Raw genomic sequence first — 17,490 nt, 5'->3', positions numbered from 1 at the left:
CCCGCGTCCTGGCACTAGATTGGCCGGTGCAGAAGGCGGGACCTGGCTGGTCAGGGGGCGGCGGTTCATGGACACCGAAGGAACGTACGAGGCACGCGGCACGGGTGCGGCGGTGCCCCGCCCGGCGGGACGACCGCCGTCCGCACCGCCACGTCCCGCAGCGCCGCCCCCCGGGCACGCCCCGGCGGCGGGCCCGGGCCTGGCGGAGTGGCTGCGCACCCCGCGCCCCGTGCGGGAACCCGGTGTCTGGCGGTACGGACACACCCCGCGCCCGCCGGAGAAGCCCGAAGGCGTCTCCGACCGCTCGCTGCTGGTGGGCGTGCTGATCTCCGCACTCTGCGGGCTGCTCCTGTGGTCCCTGTGGCGCAACGGCTACATCCCCTACCGCCTCGTCCCGGTGAAGCTCTTCACCCCGGGCGACTGGTGGTACGCGGGTACCTTCGGCGGCCCCAGGACGATCGAGGGCGCCGACGCCCTCACGGTCTACGAGGCCGTCCTCTTCGGGCTCCTCGTCTACGGGTGCGGACGCCTGGGCAACTGGACCGAGATCTTCCGGCGCCACGTCGCCGTGCGCGGGCAGCCCTTCCTCGCCCTGGCGACGGCCGCCGCCGGCGCCCTGGCCCAGCTCCTCGTCTGGAAGGACGCCGTGCCCGTCGTCAGGCCGGTGCTGATCCTCGTCGCCTCGGTCGCCGGCGGGGAGGTCTTCCAGAGCCAGACCGTGGTCAACGTGATCTACGCGCTGATCGCCCTCGGGGTGCTCTGGCCGTTCGCCCGCCTCGGCCGGTGGCGCGAGCTGACCGGCGAGCGCCGGCGCGGCTCCGCCGCAGCCCCTCCGCCCCCTTCCGGGCCCCCGGACACCGCCACCCCCGAACAATGGCCGGAACTGCGCGCGGCAGGGCTGACGGACGCCGCCGAAGCCCTCACCGCCGAGGTGCGCACCGGCCGGATGAACGACGTCGACGTCGCACGCCTGCGCCACGCCTGGACCGTGGGCCGGGCGCACCCGGACCGTCTGGCGGCGCTCACCGAGGCCGTGCTCCGCACCGGCGGCGCCGCCGCCGCACTGCACCCGTCCGGCGCCCGCGACCTGCCGCGGCGCACCGCCCGCCACGACGTGCTCACCGGCCAGGTCCGCATCGGCGACTGCGCCGAGGACCCGCACAACCCGTACGCCCGCCGCGGCTCGGGCGTCGCCCTGGAACCCGCCCTGCTCGGCACCTCGCTGCTTGCGGTCGGACCGCCGGGGGCCGGGAAGTCCGACCGCCTGGTGCGGCCGGTCGTCGAGTCCCTCGCCCTGCAGGCCCTCGCCGGGCGGGCGGCGGTGCTCGCCGTCGGCGGCGCCGGGGGACAGCTGGGCCCCGACGACGCCTACGACGTCGTGGTACGGATCGGCGACCCGGCCTCCGTGCACGACTTCGACCTGTACGGCGGTACGACCGACCCCGACGAGGCCGCGGGCGTGCTCGCGGAAGGGCTCGTCGGGGATGTGACCAACCTGGACAGCCGGCGCGCCGCCACCGTGCTCGCCCAGCTGCTCGGCCCCTACCGCGCGGTCCACGGCCACTTCCCCGGGGTGCCCGCGCTCCGGGAGCTCCTGGACGGGGACCAGGACGCGATCGGCGCGCTGCGGGAGGCCCTGGGAGCGGGCGGCCACCAGGCGATGCTGCGCGAGCTGGAGGCCCGCACCCGGCAGAAGGGCGGATCCGGTGACCCCGGTCCGGTGCTCGCCGACCGGATCGCCCTGCTCGACCGCCCCGCGTTCGCGTCGTTCTTCGCCACCGGGCCCCAGGCCCGCCCCTTCTCGCTGCGGTCCCTGGAGCACCTGCCCCTGCGGGTCAGGATCGACCTCCCGGAACGTGCGCACGCCGAGGCGTCCCGGCTGCTGGCCCGGCTCGTCCTCGCCCAGTTCACCGCGATCGCCGCCGCCCGTACCGACCGGTCGCTCTTCGTCTGCCTGGTCCTGGACGACGCCACGCACACCGTCACCGCCGAGACCGTCCGGGGCGTCCGGCGGCTGCGCTCCGTCAACGCGGGAGCCCTCCTCACCCTGCGCACGGTCGACGACGTACCCGAGGGACTGCACACCGCGCTGCTCGGCGCGGTCGGCTGCTGCATGGCCTTCTCCGGGGTCACCACCTGGGACGGCAAGCGTTTCGCGGAGGTGTGGGGCAAGGAGTGGGTGGAGACCCGCGAGGTCGCCCAGCACGCGGTCTTCGCGGACCAGCCGTTCACCCGCGCCCTGCACGGCCTGCGCAAACTCGTCACCGGCAAGGCCGTGACCAGGGACGCCGTGACCGTACGGCGGGTCGAACGGGAGCGCTGGTCGGCCTCCGAGCTCGCGTACTCGCTGCCCGCCGGACACGCGGTGCTGTCGCTGACGACGGTGGACGGCGAGCACGCACCCCCGCTCCTGGTCGAGCTGGGCGGCTGACGGCGGCGCCGGTGACGAGGACCCTGCCGCCCTGGCAGAATTGAATGCGGCCGTCTGTACGGGACGGCGCAATCGACTCCCACAGGTCCGGCGGTCCCATGCCCCCCACTCTCGCCTCGCTCGTCCAGCACTCGGTGCTCAAGCTCACGGTCCGGGCCGGGGCGGACCGGCTCGGCACACCGGTCCGCTGGGCGCACGCCAGCGAGCTCGCCGACCCCGTCCCGTACATGGAGGGCGGTGAGCTGCTCCTCGTCACCGCGACCAACCTCGACGCCGAGGACCCCGCCACGATGCGCCGGTACGTGCGGCGGCTGGTGGGCGCCGGAGTCGCCGGGCTCGGCTTCGCCGTCGGCGTCACCTACGAGGACATCCCGCCGGCCCTCGTCGACGCGGCCGAGGAGGCCGGGCTGCCGCTCCTCGAAGTGCCCCGGCGCACGCCCTTCCTCGCCATCAGCAAGGCGGTGTCCGCGGCGATCGCCGCCGACCAGTACCGGGCCGTCACCGCGGGCTTCGAGGCCCAGCGCGAGCTGACCCGGGCCGCACTCGCCGGGGACGGCCCCGCCGAACTCCTCGTCCGCCTCGCCGCGCACATCGACGGATGGGCCGCGTTGTACGACACCTCGGGCGCCGTCGTCGCCGCCGCGCCCGACTGGGCGGCCCGCCGCGCAGCCCGGCTCACCCCCGACGTGGAACGCCTGCGCGACCGCCCCGCCCCGGCCAGCGTCGTCGTCGGCGACGCCGACGACCGGGTCGAGCTCCAGTCCCTGGGCACCGGCCGCCGTGCCCGTGGTGCCCTGGCCGTCGGTACGGGGGCGGCGCTGGGCACGGCCGAGCGGTACGCGGTGCACTCGGCGGTCGCCCTGCTGACCCTGACCACGGCCCGCTCCCGCGCGCTCCAGGGCGCCGAGCAGCGACTGGGCGCGGCGGTCCTGCGGATGCTGCTGGCCGGGCAGTCCGACCACGCCAGGGCCGTCGCCGGGGATCTGTACGGGGACCTGCTCGACGCCCCCTTCCGGCTGCTGATCGCGGAGGCGCCGGAGCCCGCCGTCCCCGAACTGCTCGCCGAGACGATGGAGGCCGCGGCGGCCCGGTCCGGCGAGACGCTGCTGATGGTGCCCGAGGGTGAGCGGATCGTGGTGCTGGCCGCGGACGGCGGCGCGGCGGTCGCTGCCTGCACGGCGTACGCCCAGGCGCAGGACGACCGCCCGGCGCGCGAGGCGGGGAGCGAGGACGGCGACGTGGTCGTCGGCCTGTCCGCCCCCTCGGGCCCGATCGCCGTCTCCGCCGCCTACAAGCAGGCCGAGCAGGCCCTCTCGGTGGCCCGCCGCCGGGGCAGGGCGCTGGTCGAGCACGAGGAGCTCGCGGCAGGCTCGGTCCTGCCGCTGCTCGCCGACGACGCCGTACGGGCCTTCGCCGACGGGACTCTGCGGCCCCTGCACGAACACGACGCGAAGGGCCGCGGCGACCTGGTCGCGTCGCTGCGCGCCTGGCTCTCCCGGCACGGCCAGTGGGACGCGGCAGCCGCCGACCTGGGCGTCCACCGCCACACCCTGCGCTACCGGATGCGCCGGGTGGAGGAGATCCTGGGCCGCTCCCTGGACGACCCGGACGTCCGGATGGAGCTGTGGCTCGCCCTGAAGACGACGGCGGCGTCGTCGGGGACGCCGTGAGCCGACCGCGTCACCGCTGACGCGAGCTGGTCCGTCTGATGCGCCTGTCTGCGGCGCCCATCGGCGCGCCCGCGCTCCCGCCCCCGACAAACCGGCGCATCGCAGTCCCCCTCCGCTCCACGCCGGACAAACGCCATCGGCACCCGGTCGTCCTACGGTGGGGGCCAGGAGGGTGCCGCCGCGGTGCCCGCGATCTTCGTTCACCACCCCCCCCGAAGGGCCGGAACCGCCATGACTTCCACCCACGCCTTCTGGCTGGCCGGCCGACGGGCCACCGGCGAGGACAGCTTCGACGTCACCAACCCGTGGGACGGCCGTCTCGTCGGCACGGTCGGCGTGCCGACCGACGCCCAGGTCGAGGAGGCCGTCGCCGCGGCGTACGCCGTCCGCGAGGAGTTCGCCGCGACCCCCGCCCATGTGCGCGCCGGGGCCCTCGACCACGTCGTCCGGCGCCTCACCGAGCGCACCGAGGAGATCGCCCAGCTGATCTCCGCCGAGAACGGCAAGCCGATCAAGTGGGCGCGGGGCGAGGTCGGCCGTGCCGTCTCGGTCTTCCGGTTCGCCTCCGAGGAGGCCCGCCGCTTCAACGGCGGCGACGCCCAGCGGCTGGACACGGACGCCGGCGGCACGGGCCGCCTCGCGCTGACCCGGCGCTTCCCGCGCGGCCCCGTCCTCGGCATCGCGCCCTTCAACTTCCCGCTCAACCTGAGCGCCCACAAGGTCGCCCCGGCCATCGCCGTCGGCGCGCCGATCATCCTCAAGCCGGCCCCGGCCACGCCCCTGTCGTCCCTGGTCCTGGGCGAGCTGCTCGCCGAGACCGACCTCCCGGCCGGATCCTGGTCCGTCCTGACCGTGCCCAACGACCGGATGCCCGCCCTGGTCAAGGACGAGCGGCTGCCCGTCATCTCCTTCACCGGATCCGGACCGGTCGGCTACTCGATCATGGAGTCGGTGCCCCGCAAGCACTGCACCCTGGAGCTCGGCGGGAACGGCGCGGCCGTCGTCCTCGCCGACTTCGCCTCCGAGGAGGACCTGGAATGGGCCGCGACCCGCATCGCGACCTTCTCCAACTACCAGGGCGGCCAGTCCTGCATCTCGGTGCAGCGCGTCATCGCCGACACCTCGGTGTACGACCGGCTCGTCCCGAAGATCGTCGCGGCCGTCGAGGCCCTGGTGACCGGCGACCCCTCCGACGCGGCCACCGACGTCGGCCCGCTGGTCGACGAGAACGCTGCCCGCCGCGTCGAGTCCTGGGTGGACGAGGCCGTCGCGGCCGGCGCCCACCTGCTCACCGGCGGCGAGCGCGACGGTGCCACCTACGCACCGACGGTCCTCACCGACCTTCCCGCCGACTCCAGGATCGCCTGCGAAGAGGTCTTCGGCCCGGTCCTGTCCGTCCAGCGCACCGACGGCGAGGCCGAGGCCTTCGCCGCCGTCAACTCCTCCAGGTACGGGCTGCAGGCCGGCGTCTTCACGCACGACCTGCAGACCGCGTTCCGCGCCCATCGCGCCCTGGAGGTCGGCGGCGTGGTCATCGGCGACGTCCCCTCGTACCGCGCCGACCAGATGCCGTACGGCGGTGCCAAGCAGTCCGGTGTGGGCCGCGAGGGCGTGCGCTACGCGATGGACGACTACACCTACGAGCGGGTGCTGGTCCTCACTGGCCTGGCCCTGTAGCCGAACCCGCGGAAAGGAACCGGCCGGAGCCCGCTGTGCGGGGGCTCCGGCCGGTTCTGTACCCCGCCGGGGTGTGCCACAGGGTGGTGGGGGTGACGCAGATCGGGTACATACGGACGAGTGGTACCGATCGGTACGCGTACGGCCCGACCAACGACCCGACTCGCGGCGAGGTGAGCTCCTCATGTCCGCCCCATCCGACACCCCCCAGGCCCCCAAAGTCACCGAGCGTGAAGCACGGCAGGTGGCCGAGGCCGCCCGCGAACAGGACTGGCGCAAGCCGAGTTTCGCCAAGGAACTCTTCCTCGGACGCTTCCGGCTCGACCTGATCCACCCGCACCCCGTGCCACCCGCCGACGACGTACGGCGCGGCGAGGCCTTCCTCGCCCGGCTGCGCGCATTCTGCGAGACCCGCATCGACGGGGCGCTCATCGAGCGCGAGGCCAGGATTCCCGACGAGGTCGTCAACGGCCTCAAGGAACTCGGCGCCCTCGGCATGAAGATCGAGACCAGGTACGGAGGCCTGGGGCTGACCCAGGTCTACTACAACAAGGCGCTGGCCCTGGTCGGTTCGGCCAGCCCCTCGCTCGGCGCGCTGCTCTCCGCCCACCAGTCCATCGGCGTACCGCAGCCGCTGAAGATGTTCGGCACCCAGGAGCAGAAGGACGCCTTCCTGCCCCGCCTGGCCCGTACGGACATCTCGGCCTTCCTCCTCACCGAACCCGACGTCGGCTCCGACCCGGCCAGGCTCGCGACCTCGGCCGTCCCCGACGGCGACGACTACGTCCTGGACGGGGTGAAGCTCTGGACGACCAACGGCGTCGTCGCCGATCTGCTCGTCGTCATGGCCCGCGTCCCGCGGTCCGAGGGCCACCACGGCGGCATCACGGCCTTCGTCGTCGAGGCGGACTCCCCGGGCATCACCGTGGAGCACCGCAACGCCTTCATGGGGCTGCGCGGCATCGAGAACGGGGTGACGCGCTTCCACGGTGTCCGGGTGCCGTCAGGCAACCGGATCGGACCCGAGGGCGCCGGTCTCAAGATCGCCCTCACCACACTCAACACCGGCCGCCTCTCGCTGCCCGCCATGTGCGTCGGCGTCGGGAAGTGGTCCTTGAAGATCGCCCGCGAATGGTCGGCGGTCCGCGAGCAGTGGGGCAGGGCGGTCGCCCGCCACGAGGCGGTCGGCGCGAAGATCTCCTTCATCGCCGCCACCACCTTCGCGCTGGAGGCCGTGGTCGACCTCTCCTCGCAGATGGCCGACGAGAACCGCAACGACATCCGCATCGAGGCCGCGCTGGCCAAGCTGTACGGCTCCGAGATGGGCTGGCTGATCTCCGACGAGCTGGTCCAGATCCGCGGCGGACGAGGCTTCGAGACCGCCGACTCGCTCGCCGCCCGGGGCGAACGCGCCGTCCCCGCCGAGCAGATGCTCCGCGACATGCGGATCAACCGGATCTTCGAAGGCTCCACGGAGATCATGCACCTGTTGATCGCCCGCGAGGCCGTCGACGCCCACCTCAAGGTCGCCGGGGACATCATCGACCCCGACAAGCCGTTCGCCGACAAGGCGAGGGCGGGCGCCAACGCCGCCGGGTTCTACGCACGCTGGCTTCCCAAGCTGGTCAGCGGGCCCGGACAACTCCCGGGCGCGTACGCCCAGTTCCGCATCCCGGGCCACCCCGACCTCTCCGCCCACCTGCGGTACGTCGAACGGTCCGCCCGCCGGCTGGCCCGCTCGACCTTCTACGCCATGTCCCGCTGGCAGGGCCGCATGGAGACCAAGCAGGGCTTCCTCGGCAGGATCGTCGACATCGGCGCCGAACTCTTCGCGATGAGCGCCGCCTGCGTCCGCGCCGAACACCTGCGGGTCGACGACGACCACGGCCGCGAGGCGTACCAGCTCGCCGACGTGTTCTGCCGTCAGTCCCGCATCAGGGTGGAGGAGCTCTTCCGCCGGCTCTGGTCCAACACCGACGACATCGACCGGCGCGTGGTCGACGGAGTCCTCTCCGGTACGTACACCTGGCTGGAGGAGGGCGTCATCGACCCCAGCGGGGACGGCCCCTGGATCGCCGACGCCACCCCGGGCCCGGCCACCGGGGACGACGTCCACCGACCCATCCGCTGACACCCGGCCCGCGGGGCACGTCCAGTGCCTGGACGTGCCCCGCGGGCATGCCCGGCGCGCGGCAGGATGAGGGCCCGTGACCGTCATCCACATCCCCGGCTCCAAGTCCGTCACCGCCCGCGCCCTGTTCCTGGCCGCCGCGGCGGACGGCACCACCACCCTCCTGAGGCCCCTGCACTCGGACGACACCGAAGGGTTCGCCGAAGGGCTGACCCGCCTCGGATACGGGGTGACGCGCGAACCGGACCGCTGGCACATCGAGGGCCGCCCCTCCGGCCCCGCCGTCACCGACGCCGAGGTGCAGTGCCGCGACGGGGCCACCACCGCGCGCTTCCTGCCGACGCTGGTGTCCGCCGCGGCCACCGGCACCTACCGCTTCGACGCCTCCGCGCAGATGCGCCGGCGCCCCCTCGCCCCGCTCACCGAGGCCCTGCGGACCCTCGGCGTCGGTCTGCGCCACGAGGGCGCCGAGGGCCACCACCCGCTGCGGATCGAGGCCTCGGGCGTCAGGGGAGGCGAACTGACCCTGGACGCGGGGGAGTCGTCCCAGTACCTCACCGCCCTGCTCATGCTCGGACCGCTCACCGCCGAGGGGCTCCGGATCGACGTCACGGAGCTCGTGTCGGCGCCGTACATCGAGATCACCCTGTCGATGATGCGCAGCTTCGGTGCCGAGGCCGTCCGGGACGGGAACACCTTCACCGTCCCTCCGGGCGGCTACCGCGCCACCACGTACGCGGTCGAGCCCGACGCCTCCACCGCGAGCTACTTCTTCGCCGCGGCGGCCCTCACCGGCCGCGAGGTCACCGTCCCCGGCCTCGGCGCGGACGCGCTCCAGGGCGACCTGCGCTTCACCGACGTCCTGCGCCGCATGGGCGCCGAGGTGCGCACCACGGCCGACGCGACGACGGTCCGGTCCACCGGCGCCCTGCGTGGCCTGACCGTCAACATGCGCGACATCTCCGACACGATGCCCACCCTCGCCGCGATCGCGCCGTACGCCACCTCACCCGTACGGATCGAGGACGTCGCCAACACCCGGGTGAAGGAGTGCGACCGGCTCGAGGCGTGCGCGGAGAACCTGCGGCGGATGGGGATCACCGTGCACACCGGGCCCGACTGGATCGAGATCCACCCCGGCGCACCCCGCCCCGTCGAGATCGCCACGCACGGAGACCACCGCATCGTGATGTCGTTCGCGGTCGCCGGACTGCGCGCGCCGGGAATGACGTACGACGACCCTGGCTGCGTACGCAAGACGTTCCCCGGATTCCACGAGGCGTTCGCGCGATTCGCCGGCTGACGGGAGGCCCTGTGGGTCTTCCGGCCCCGGATGCCGCACAATCGAGCCTCGGTCGCGACCGGGTACCGGGACGCGGCGGTCGACGGGAGACAGGGGCAGGGATGTTCGGGGTTGGTGACCGGCCGGTGTGGCACAGGGCCGCGGTCGTGGGATGCGCGGTGACGACGCTCCTGGGCGTCACCGGATGTGGTGACGGCGGCGACGGCGAAGGAGGGAAGGCGGGGAGGAGCCCGGCGCCCTCGGCCTCCGCGGCTCCGGCCGGCGGACTCACCGAGGCACAGCTCGCCGCCGTCGCGTTCGCCGACGGGGAGCGGGTCGGCGCCTACACCGCCTCCGAATACACCTTGGACGGACCGCTCGGCGACGCCTACACCGCGACCCCCGCCGTCTGCCAGCCGCTCGTCAGCCTCGCCGGTGACGTCAGCGACCACGAGCCCACCGCCCAGGTGCAGCGCAAGGTCGACGTCCCCGAGGAGATGCTCGGGGTCACCGTCGACGTGACCCTGCGCTCGTACGCGAACGGCGGGGCCGCCGAGGTCATGAAGTCGCTCGACCGGGCGGGCCGGGAGTGCGCCGGAGGCCTGACCGAGGAGCGGGCCGTCGCGCGGGCCACGTACGAGAAGGCCGAACCCACCGAACTGCCCGCCTTCGCCGGCGAGGCCGACGAGGCGAAGGCGTACCGCTTCACCGTCCTCGACGTGAAGGGGAAGCTGAAGCTGTACGAGTACCTCACCGTCGTACGCGCCGGCTCGACCACGCTCGCCTTCCGCGGGGAGATCCTGGGCACGAAGGACATCGGAGGGATCCCGCAGGACGTCATGGCGGCCCAGTGGAGGAAATTCCGTGCCGCACGGACCTGAGGCACGCTCCGGCGGGGACGCACTGTCACAGCGCACAGCCGATGCGGCAACAATGGGGTCCATGAGCGAAAGCCCCGTACCCCTCGCCGATCCGCACCTCGTATTCGACTCCGCGGACGGACGCCGGGACCTTGTGATCCTCGGCTCCACCGGGTCCATCGGCACCCAGGCCATCGACCTGGTGCTGCGCAACCCCGACCGCTTCCGCGTCACGGCGCTGTCCGCCGCGGGCGGCCGGGTCGAGCTCCTCGCCGAGCAGGCACGCCGGCTGCGGGTGCGTACGGTCGCGGTGGCCGCCGGGGACAAGGTCCCCGCGCTGCGCGAGGCCCTGAGCGCGCTGTACGGCACGGGAGAGCCGCTGCCCGAGATCCTGGCCGGGCCCGACGCCGCCACCGAACTCGCCGCGAGCGACTGCCACACCGTGCTCAACGGGATCACCGGTTCGATCGGCCTGGCCCCCACGCTCGCCGCGCTCCGGGCGGGCCGCACACTCGCCCTCGCCAACAAGGAGTCGCTGATCGTCGGCGGCCCGCTGGTCAAGGCCCTCGCGGCCCCCGGCCAGATCATCCCGGTCGACTCCGAGCACGCCGCGCTCTTCCAGGCCCTCGCCGCCGGTAAGCGCGCCGATGTGCGCAAGCTCGTCGTGACCGCGTCCGGCGGGCCGTTCCGCGGCCGGACGCGGAGCGAACTGGCCGACGTCACCCGCGAACAGGCCCTGGCGCACCCGACCTGGGCCATGGGCCCGGTCATCACCGTCAATTCGGCGACCCTGGTCAACAAGGGACTGGAAGTCATCGAGGCGCATCTTCTCTACGACATTCCGTTCGACCGGATCGACGTCGTGGTCCACCCCCAGTCGTACGTTCACTCGATGGTGGAGTTCACCGACGGTTCCACCCTCGCCCAGGCGACCCCGCCCGACATGCGGGGCCCGATCGCCATCGGGCTCGGCTGGCCCGAGCGCGTCCCCGACGCGGCCCCCGCCTTCGACTGGACGAAGGCCTCCAGCTGGGAGTTCTTCCCGCTGGACACCGAGGCGTTCCCGTCCGTGGGGCTCGCCCGTCACGTGGGCACGCTCGGCGGCACGGCACCCGCGGTGTTCAACGCGGCGAACGAGGAGTGTGTCGACGCGTTCCTGGCGGGACGGCTGCCCTTCAACGGAATCATGGATACGGTCACCGCGGTGGTGGCCGAACACGGCACCCCCGCCACGGGAACTCCACTGAGTGTCGCGGACGTCCTCGAAGCGGAGACCTGGGCCCGGTCCCGGGCCCGGGCACTCTCGGCGGAAGCGACAGCGGAGGCGCGCGCATGAGTATGACGACGATCCTGATGACGGTCCTGGGGATCGCCATCTTCGCCGTGGGCCTGCTGTTCTCGATCGCCTGGCACGAGCTGGGCCACCTGTCGACCGCCAAGCTCTTCGGCATCCGGGTGCCGCAGTACATGGTCGGCTTCGGCCCGACGATCTGGTCGCGCAGGAAGGGCGACACCGAGTACGGCATCAAGGCCATCCCCGCGGGCGGCTACATCCGGATGATCGGCATGTTCCCCCCCGGAGCCGACGGACGGCTCGAAGCGCGCTCCACCTCCCCCTGGCGCGGCATGATCGAGGACGCCAGGTCCGCCGCCTTCGAGGAGCTCCGGCCGGGCGACGAGAGCCGGCTCTTCTACACGCGCAAGCCGTGGAAGCGCGTGATCGTGATGTTCGCCGGACCGTTCATGAACCTGGTCCTGGCCGTCGTGATCTTCATGGGCGTGGCCATGACCTTCGGCTTCCAGACCCAGACCACCGAGGTGGCCGGCGTCCAGCAGTGCGTGATCGAGCAGAGCGAGGACCGCGACACCTGCAAGGACTCCGACCCGGTCTCGCCCGCCAAGGCCGCCGGGCTGAAGGAGGGCGACAGGATCGTCGCCTTCGACGGGCAGAGGATCGACGACTGGACGATGCTCTCGGACCGCATCCGGCAGACCATCGGTCCGGCCACGATCACCGTGGAGCGCGACGGCCGGGAGCAGACCCTGCACGCCGTGCTCCAGAAGAACACCGTCGCGAAGAAGGACGCCGACGGCCAGGTGGTCCCCGATGACTTCATCGAGGCCGGCTACCTGGGCTTCGCCGCCAGGACGGAGATCCTGCCGCTCTCCTTCGGCGACTCCGTCGTCCGCATGGGCGACATGATCGAGAACGGTGTCGATTCGATCATCGCCCTGCCCTCCAAGATCCCCGACCTGTGGAACGCGGCCTTCAGCGACGGTGAGCGTGCCGACGACTCGCCGGTCGGCGTGGTCGGCGCCGCCCGGATCGGCGGCGAGGTGATGAACCTCGACATCCCGGCGCAGAACCAGGTCGCGATGATGCTGTTCCTGCTCGCCGGCTTCAACCTCTCGCTGTTCCTCTTCAACATGCTGCCCCTGCTGCCGCTGGACGGCGGGCACATCGCGGGCGCGCTCTGGGAATCTCTGCGCCGCAACGTGGCGCGGGTGTTCAGGCGGCCCGACCCGGGTCCGTTCGACGTGGCCAAGCTGATGCCGGTCGCCTATGTCGTCGCCGGGATCTTCATCTGCTTCACCCTGCTGGTGCTGGTCGCCGACATCGTGAATCCCGTCAAGATCAGCTGATACCTCTCATGTCCCACCGGTGGCGGCCGGGCACACAGGCGGTGTCCGGCCACCCACCGTCCGGTGGACTCGCCGACGGGGTGCGCCCGGTATTCCTCCGGTGCCGTAACCTCGAAGGCCGGAGCCCGCCGTCTCGGGACCTCGATCCACACTGATCCACACCTTGGGGATGCTCAGCGCATGACTGCGATTTCTCTCGGAATGCCGGCCGTTCCGACCAAGCTCGCCGACCGACGGGTCAGCCGTCAGATCCAGGTCGGGTCGGTGGCGGTCGGTGGGGACGCACCGGTGTCGGTGCAGTCGATGACGACGACGCGTACGTCGGACATCGGTGCGACGTTGCAGCAGATCGCTGAGCTGACGGCGTCGGGCTGCCAGATCGTGCGGGTGGCGTGTCCCACGCAGGACGATGCGGACGCGTTGTCGACGATTGCCCGCAAGTCGCAGATCCCGGTGATCGCGGACATTCATTTCCAGCCGAAGTACGTGTTCGCGGCGATCGACGCGGGGTGTGCGGCGGTCCGGGTGAATCCGGGGAACATCAAGCAGTTCGACGACAAGGTCAAGGAGATCGCGAAGGCGGCCGGGGACGCGGGGACGCCGATCCGTATCGGTGTGAACGCGGGTTCGCTGGACGCGCGGCTGCTGAGGAAGTACGGGAAGGCGACGCCGGAGGCTCTGGTGGAGTCGGCGCTGTGGGAGGCGTCGCTGTTCGAGGAGCACGGGTTCCGGGACATCAAGATCTCGGTGAAGCACAACGACCCGGTCGTGATGGTGAACGCCTACCGTCAGCTGGCGGCGCGGTCCGACTACCCGCTGCACCTGGGTGTGACGGAGGCGGGTCCGGCGTTCCAGGGGACGATCAAGTCCGCGGTGGCGTTCGGTGCGCTGCTCTCGGAGGGGATCGGGGACACGATCCGGGTGTCGTTGTCGGCTCCTCCGGCGGAGGAGGTCAAGGTCGGTCTGCAGATCCTCGAGGCGCTGAATCTGAAGCAGCGGCGGCTGGAGATCGTGTCGTGTCCGTCGTGCGGGCGCGCGCAGGTGGATGTGTACAAGCTGGCGGACCAGGTCAGTGCGGGGCTGGAGGGCATGGAGGTTCCGCTGCGGGTCGCCGTGATGGGCTGTGTGGTCAACGGTCCCGGCGAGGCGCGTGAGGCGGATCTGGGTGTGGCGTCCGGGAACGGCAAGGGCCAGATCTTCGTGAAGGGCGAGGTCATCAAGACCGTCCCCGAGTCGAAGATCGTGGAGACCCTCATCGAGGAAGCCATGAAGATCGCGGAGCAGATGGAGAAGGACGGCATCGCCTCGGGCGAGCCCCAGGTCTCCATCGCCGGCTGACCCCACCCGACACCGTGCCCCGCAGGCCCGCCCTGCGGGGCACAGCCGTGTCCACGGCCGGTTGCGCGCCCGCGCCCGCCCAGCCCCGCCTCCCGCGCGGGCGGCGCCTCCCAGCCTTGTTGGGTACAGTGCGGAAATCAGCAGACCGTATGGTGAGGCCCCCAGTGTTGACGCAGACCACCACCCGGGTCCTCGACCCGAGCGAGCTCCCCGCCGCGCTCGCGATCCTCGAGAGCGAACCCGTGGACAACGCGTTCGTGACCTCCCGCGTCCAGGTCGCGGGACTCGATCCCTGGCGTCTCGGCGGCGAGATGTGGGGCTGGTACGCCGACGGCAGGCTGCGTTCGCTCTGCTACTCCGGCGCCAATCTCGTACCCGTCTGCGCCACCCCCGAGGCCGTCAGGGCCTTCGCCGACCGCGCCCGGCGGGCCGGACGCCGCTGCTCGTCCATCGTGGGACCCGCGGGTCCCACCACCCAGCTGTGGCGGCTCCTCGAACCGAGCTGGGGACCCGCCCGCGAGGTCCGGCCCAACCAGCCGCTCATGGTCACCGAGAGCCCGTCCGCCGAGGTCGCTCCCGACCCCCTCGTGCGCCGCATCCGCAAGGACGAGGTGGAGGTGCTCATGCCGGCGTGCGTGGCCATGTTCACCGAGGAGGTCGGCATCTCCCCGCTCGCCGGTGACGGCGGGCTCCTCTACCAGGCGCGGGTCGCCGAGCTGATCGGCACCGGCCGGTCCTTCGCCCGGATCGAGGACGGCAAGGTCGTCTTCAAGGCGGAGATCGGCGCGGCCACCCCTCGGGCCTGCCAGATCCAGGGCGTCTGGGTCGCCCCCGAATTCCGCGGACGCGGCCTCTCCGAGACGGGCATGGCGGCCGTCGTGCGCCACGCGCTGGCCGATGTGGCACCGGTCGTCAGCCTGTACGTCAACGACTACAACACCGCGGCACGCAGGGCCTACAGCCGCGTCGGCTTCCGCGAGACCGGGGCGTTCATGAGCGTGCTGTTCTGACCGGGCGGCCCGGCCAGTAGGGTTCCGGCATGGCAGCAGCGACCCCCGCATCCCCCCGGGACCCCGGGGCCCCCGACATCCTGGTCGGACCGCTCGACCTCGCCGAGCACGTCGACGAGGCACTCGCCGTGCAGGCCGTCGCCTTCGGCCTCTCCCAGGACGAGATCGACGTACGCCGTCATATCGTGCTCAGGCACCTCGACCACCCGCAGGCCCGCGCCCTCGGCGCGACCACCCCCGCCGGACGGCTCGTCGGATTCGTCTACGGGCTGCCGAACAACCGCGCCCACTGGTGGTCCACCGTCGTCGAGCCCTATCTGCGCGCCACCGGATCCGAGCGGTGGCTCGACGACTCGTTCGTGATCACCGAACTCCACGTCCACCCGGAGTTCCAGCAGCGCGGCATCGGCCGCAGCCTGATCACCACCCTCACGGACGCCGTCGGCCAGCCCCGCTCGATCCTCTCCGCCATCGACACGGAGAGCCCCGCCCGCGGTCTGTACCGCGCCCTCGGCTATCAGGACCTGGCCCGGCAGGTGCTCTTCCCCAGCGCCCCCATGCCCTACGTGGTGATGGGCGCACCCCTTCCGCTGCGCCGCCGCTGACGAATCGATTTCCGCCCGCGCGGGGCGCCCGGCTAATCTCGGGCTCACCACCCTTGCGAGCAGGAGTTCATCATGGCCCAGGTCCAGCGCATGTCCCGATTGATGATCAAGACACTGCGCGACGACCCTGCGGACGCCGAGACGCTCAACCACAAGCTCCTCGTCCGCGCCGGTTACGTACGCCGCACAGCGGCCGGTATCTGGTCCTGGCTGCCGCTCGGCAAGAAGGTCCTGGAGAACATCACCCGCGTCGTCCGCGAGGAGATGGACGCCATCGGCGGCCAGGAGGTCCTGCTCCCCGCGCTGCTGCCCAAGGAGGCGTACGAGGCGAGCGGCCGGTACGACGAGTACGGCGACCTGCTGTTCCGGCTCAGGGACCGCAAGGGCGCCGACTACCTCCTCGGCCCGACCCACGAGGAGATCTTCACCCAGGTCGTCAAGGACATGTGCTCGTCCTACAAGGACCTGCCCGTGATCCTCTACCAGATCCAGACCAAGTACCGCGACGAGGCCCGCCCCCGCGCCGGTGTGCTGCGCGGCCGTGAGTTCCAGATGAAGGACTCGTACTCCTTCGACACCACCGACGAGGGACTCGCCGAGGCGTACCAGCTCCACCGTGCCGCCTACATCCGGATCTTCGAGCGCCTCGGTCTCGACCACCGCATCGTCTCCGCCGTCTCCGGTGCCATGGGCGGTTCGGCGTCCGAGGAGTTCCTGGCGCCCGCGCCGGCCGGCGAGGACACCTTCGTCGACTGCCCCCACTGCGACTACGCCGCCAACACCGAGGCCGTGACCTTCAGGGCCACCCCGGCCGACGCCTCGGCGACCGGCCCCGTCGAGGAGCTGGACACCCCCGACACCCCCACGATCGAGACCCTCGCCGCCCACCTCGGCGTCCCGGCCTCCGCCACCCTGAAGAACCTCCTGGTCAAGGTCGACGGGGAGATCGTCGCCGTGGGCGTGCCCGGCGACCGCGAGGTCGACCTCGGCAAGCTCGGCGAGCACCTCGCCCCGGCCGTCGTCGAGCTCGTCACGGCCGAGGACTTCGTGGGCCGCCCCGACCTGGTGCGCGGCTACGTCGGCCCGCAGGGCCTGGAGAAGGTCCGCTACATCGCCGACCCGCGCATCGCCCCCGGCACCGCCTGGATCACGGGCGCCAACAAGGAGGGTACGCACGCGAAGAACGTCGTCGCGGGCCGCGACTTCGAGGTCGACGACCAGCTCGACGTCGTCGTCGTCCAGCCGGGCGACCCCTGCCCCAAGTGCGGTACCGGCCTCCAGGTGGACCGCGCCATCGAGATCGGCCACATCTTCCAGCTGGGCCGCAAGTACGCCGACATCTTCTCCCTCGACGTCCTCGGCCAGCAGGGCAAGCCCGTCCGCGTCACGATGGGCTCGTACGGCATCGGCGTCTCCCGCGCGGTGGCCGCGCTCGCCGAGCAGACCGCCGACGACAAGGGCCTGTGCTGGCCCCGTGAGATCGCCCCGGCCGATGTGCACGTCGTCGCGGCGGGCAAGGCACTCCAGACCGAGCTGGCCCTCGACGTCTCCGAGAAGCTGGGCGCCGCGGGCCTGCGCGTCCTGGTCGACGACCGTCCGGGCATCTCGCCCGGCGTCAAGTTCACCGACTCCGAGCTCATCGGCGTCCCGAAGATCCTTGTCGCCGGCCGCCGTTCGGCCGAGGGCGTCGTGGAGCTGAAGGACCGCCGTACGGGCGAGCGCGAGGAGCTCACCGTCGACGAGGCGATCGCCCGCCTGACCGACCGGGGCTGACCCGCTGCGGCGGAAGCGGGGGGGGCGGGCCCCCCCCGGGCGGGGGGCCGGCCGGGGGCGGGGGGGAGGC

At 72.3% G+C, this 17,490-nt stretch carries 12 protein-coding genes; all 12 read left to right on the top strand.

Annotation, left to right across the window (positions count from 1 at the left end; translation table 11 throughout):
• Positions 1 to 67 precede the first annotated feature (67 nt).
• The 12 genes from AB0F38_RS26635 (at position 68) to AB0F38_RS26580 (ending at position 17,420) form a co-directional block, all read left to right on the top strand.
• Complete coding sequence (locus AB0F38_RS26635; RefSeq protein WP_361898357.1) at positions 68 to 2,431, top strand: ATP/GTP-binding protein; 2,364 nt, start codon at positions 68 to 70, stop codon at positions 2,429 to 2,431.
• A gap of 98 nt (positions 2,432 to 2,529) precedes the next feature.
• On the top strand, positions 2,530 to 4,101 hold the full coding sequence (locus AB0F38_RS26630; RefSeq protein WP_361898355.1) for a PucR family transcriptional regulator: 1,572 nt from the start codon (positions 2,530 to 2,532) through the stop codon (positions 4,099 to 4,101).
• A 231-nt stretch (positions 4,102 to 4,332) separates the two neighbouring features.
• The gene (locus tag AB0F38_RS26625) at positions 4,333 to 5,778 is read left to right on the top strand and encodes an aldehyde dehydrogenase family protein (RefSeq protein WP_361898352.1); all 1,446 of its coding nucleotides are present in this window, start codon (positions 4,333 to 4,335) and stop codon (positions 5,776 to 5,778) included.
• A gap of 184 nt (positions 5,779 to 5,962) precedes the next feature.
• Positions 5,963 to 7,909 (top strand): acyl-CoA dehydrogenase family protein, encoded by a 1,947-nt coding sequence (locus AB0F38_RS26620; protein ID WP_361898349.1) that lies wholly within the window; start codon positions 5,963 to 5,965, stop codon positions 7,907 to 7,909.
• A 76-nt stretch (positions 7,910 to 7,985) separates the two neighbouring features.
• Positions 7,986 to 9,212, top strand: coding sequence for a 3-phosphoshikimate 1-carboxyvinyltransferase (gene aroA, locus AB0F38_RS26615; protein WP_361898346.1), 1,227 nt, complete (start codon positions 7,986 to 7,988; stop codon positions 9,210 to 9,212).
• Positions 9,213 to 9,370: 158 nt separating this feature from the next.
• A complete protein-coding gene (locus AB0F38_RS26610) occupies positions 9,371 to 10,072 on the top strand; it encodes a hypothetical protein (RefSeq protein ID WP_361898343.1) in 702 nt (233 codons plus the stop codon).
• 61 nt (positions 10,073 to 10,133) lie between these two features.
• On the top strand, positions 10,134 to 11,387 hold the full coding sequence (dxr, locus tag AB0F38_RS26605) for a 1-deoxy-D-xylulose-5-phosphate reductoisomerase (RefSeq protein WP_361898341.1): 1,254 nt from the start codon (positions 10,134 to 10,136) through the stop codon (positions 11,385 to 11,387).
• Positions 11,384 to 12,694 carry a site-2 protease family protein gene (locus AB0F38_RS26600; protein ID WP_361898339.1) on the top strand — a complete coding sequence of 437 codons (1,311 nt, stop codon included), beginning with the start codon at positions 11,384 to 11,386 and terminating at the stop codon, positions 12,692 to 12,694. The genes dxr and AB0F38_RS26600 overlap by 4 nt, the downstream gene beginning before the upstream one ends.
• A gap of 180 nt (positions 12,695 to 12,874) precedes the next feature.
• Positions 12,875 to 14,032 (top strand): flavodoxin-dependent (E)-4-hydroxy-3-methylbut-2-enyl-diphosphate synthase, encoded by a 1,158-nt coding sequence (ispG, locus tag AB0F38_RS26595; protein ID WP_361898336.1) that lies wholly within the window; start codon positions 12,875 to 12,877, stop codon positions 14,030 to 14,032.
• A 149-nt stretch (positions 14,033 to 14,181) separates the two neighbouring features.
• The gene (locus AB0F38_RS26590; RefSeq protein ID WP_361898333.1) at positions 14,182 to 15,042 is read left to right on the top strand and encodes a GNAT family N-acetyltransferase; all 861 of its coding nucleotides are present in this window, start codon (positions 14,182 to 14,184) and stop codon (positions 15,040 to 15,042) included.
• A gap of 29 nt (positions 15,043 to 15,071) precedes the next feature.
• Positions 15,072 to 15,647 (top strand): GNAT family N-acetyltransferase, encoded by a 576-nt coding sequence (locus AB0F38_RS26585; RefSeq protein ID WP_361898330.1) that lies wholly within the window; start codon positions 15,072 to 15,074, stop codon positions 15,645 to 15,647.
• A gap of 72 nt (positions 15,648 to 15,719) precedes the next feature.
• Positions 15,720 to 17,420, top strand: coding sequence for a proline--tRNA ligase (locus AB0F38_RS26580; protein ID WP_361898328.1), 1,701 nt, complete (start codon positions 15,720 to 15,722; stop codon positions 17,418 to 17,420).
• The last annotated feature ends 70 nt before the right edge of the window (positions 17,421 to 17,490 follow it).

The sequence above is a fragment of the Streptomyces sp. NPDC025273 genome (genome assembly GCF_040638585.1).
In the GTDB taxonomy this organism is placed as follows: domain Bacteria; phylum Actinomycetota; class Actinomycetes; order Streptomycetales; family Streptomycetaceae; genus Streptomyces; species Streptomyces cinereorectus.
The sequence above is the reverse complement of the archived record's forward strand: the minus strand, read 5'-3'. Positions and strand labels throughout refer to the sequence as shown.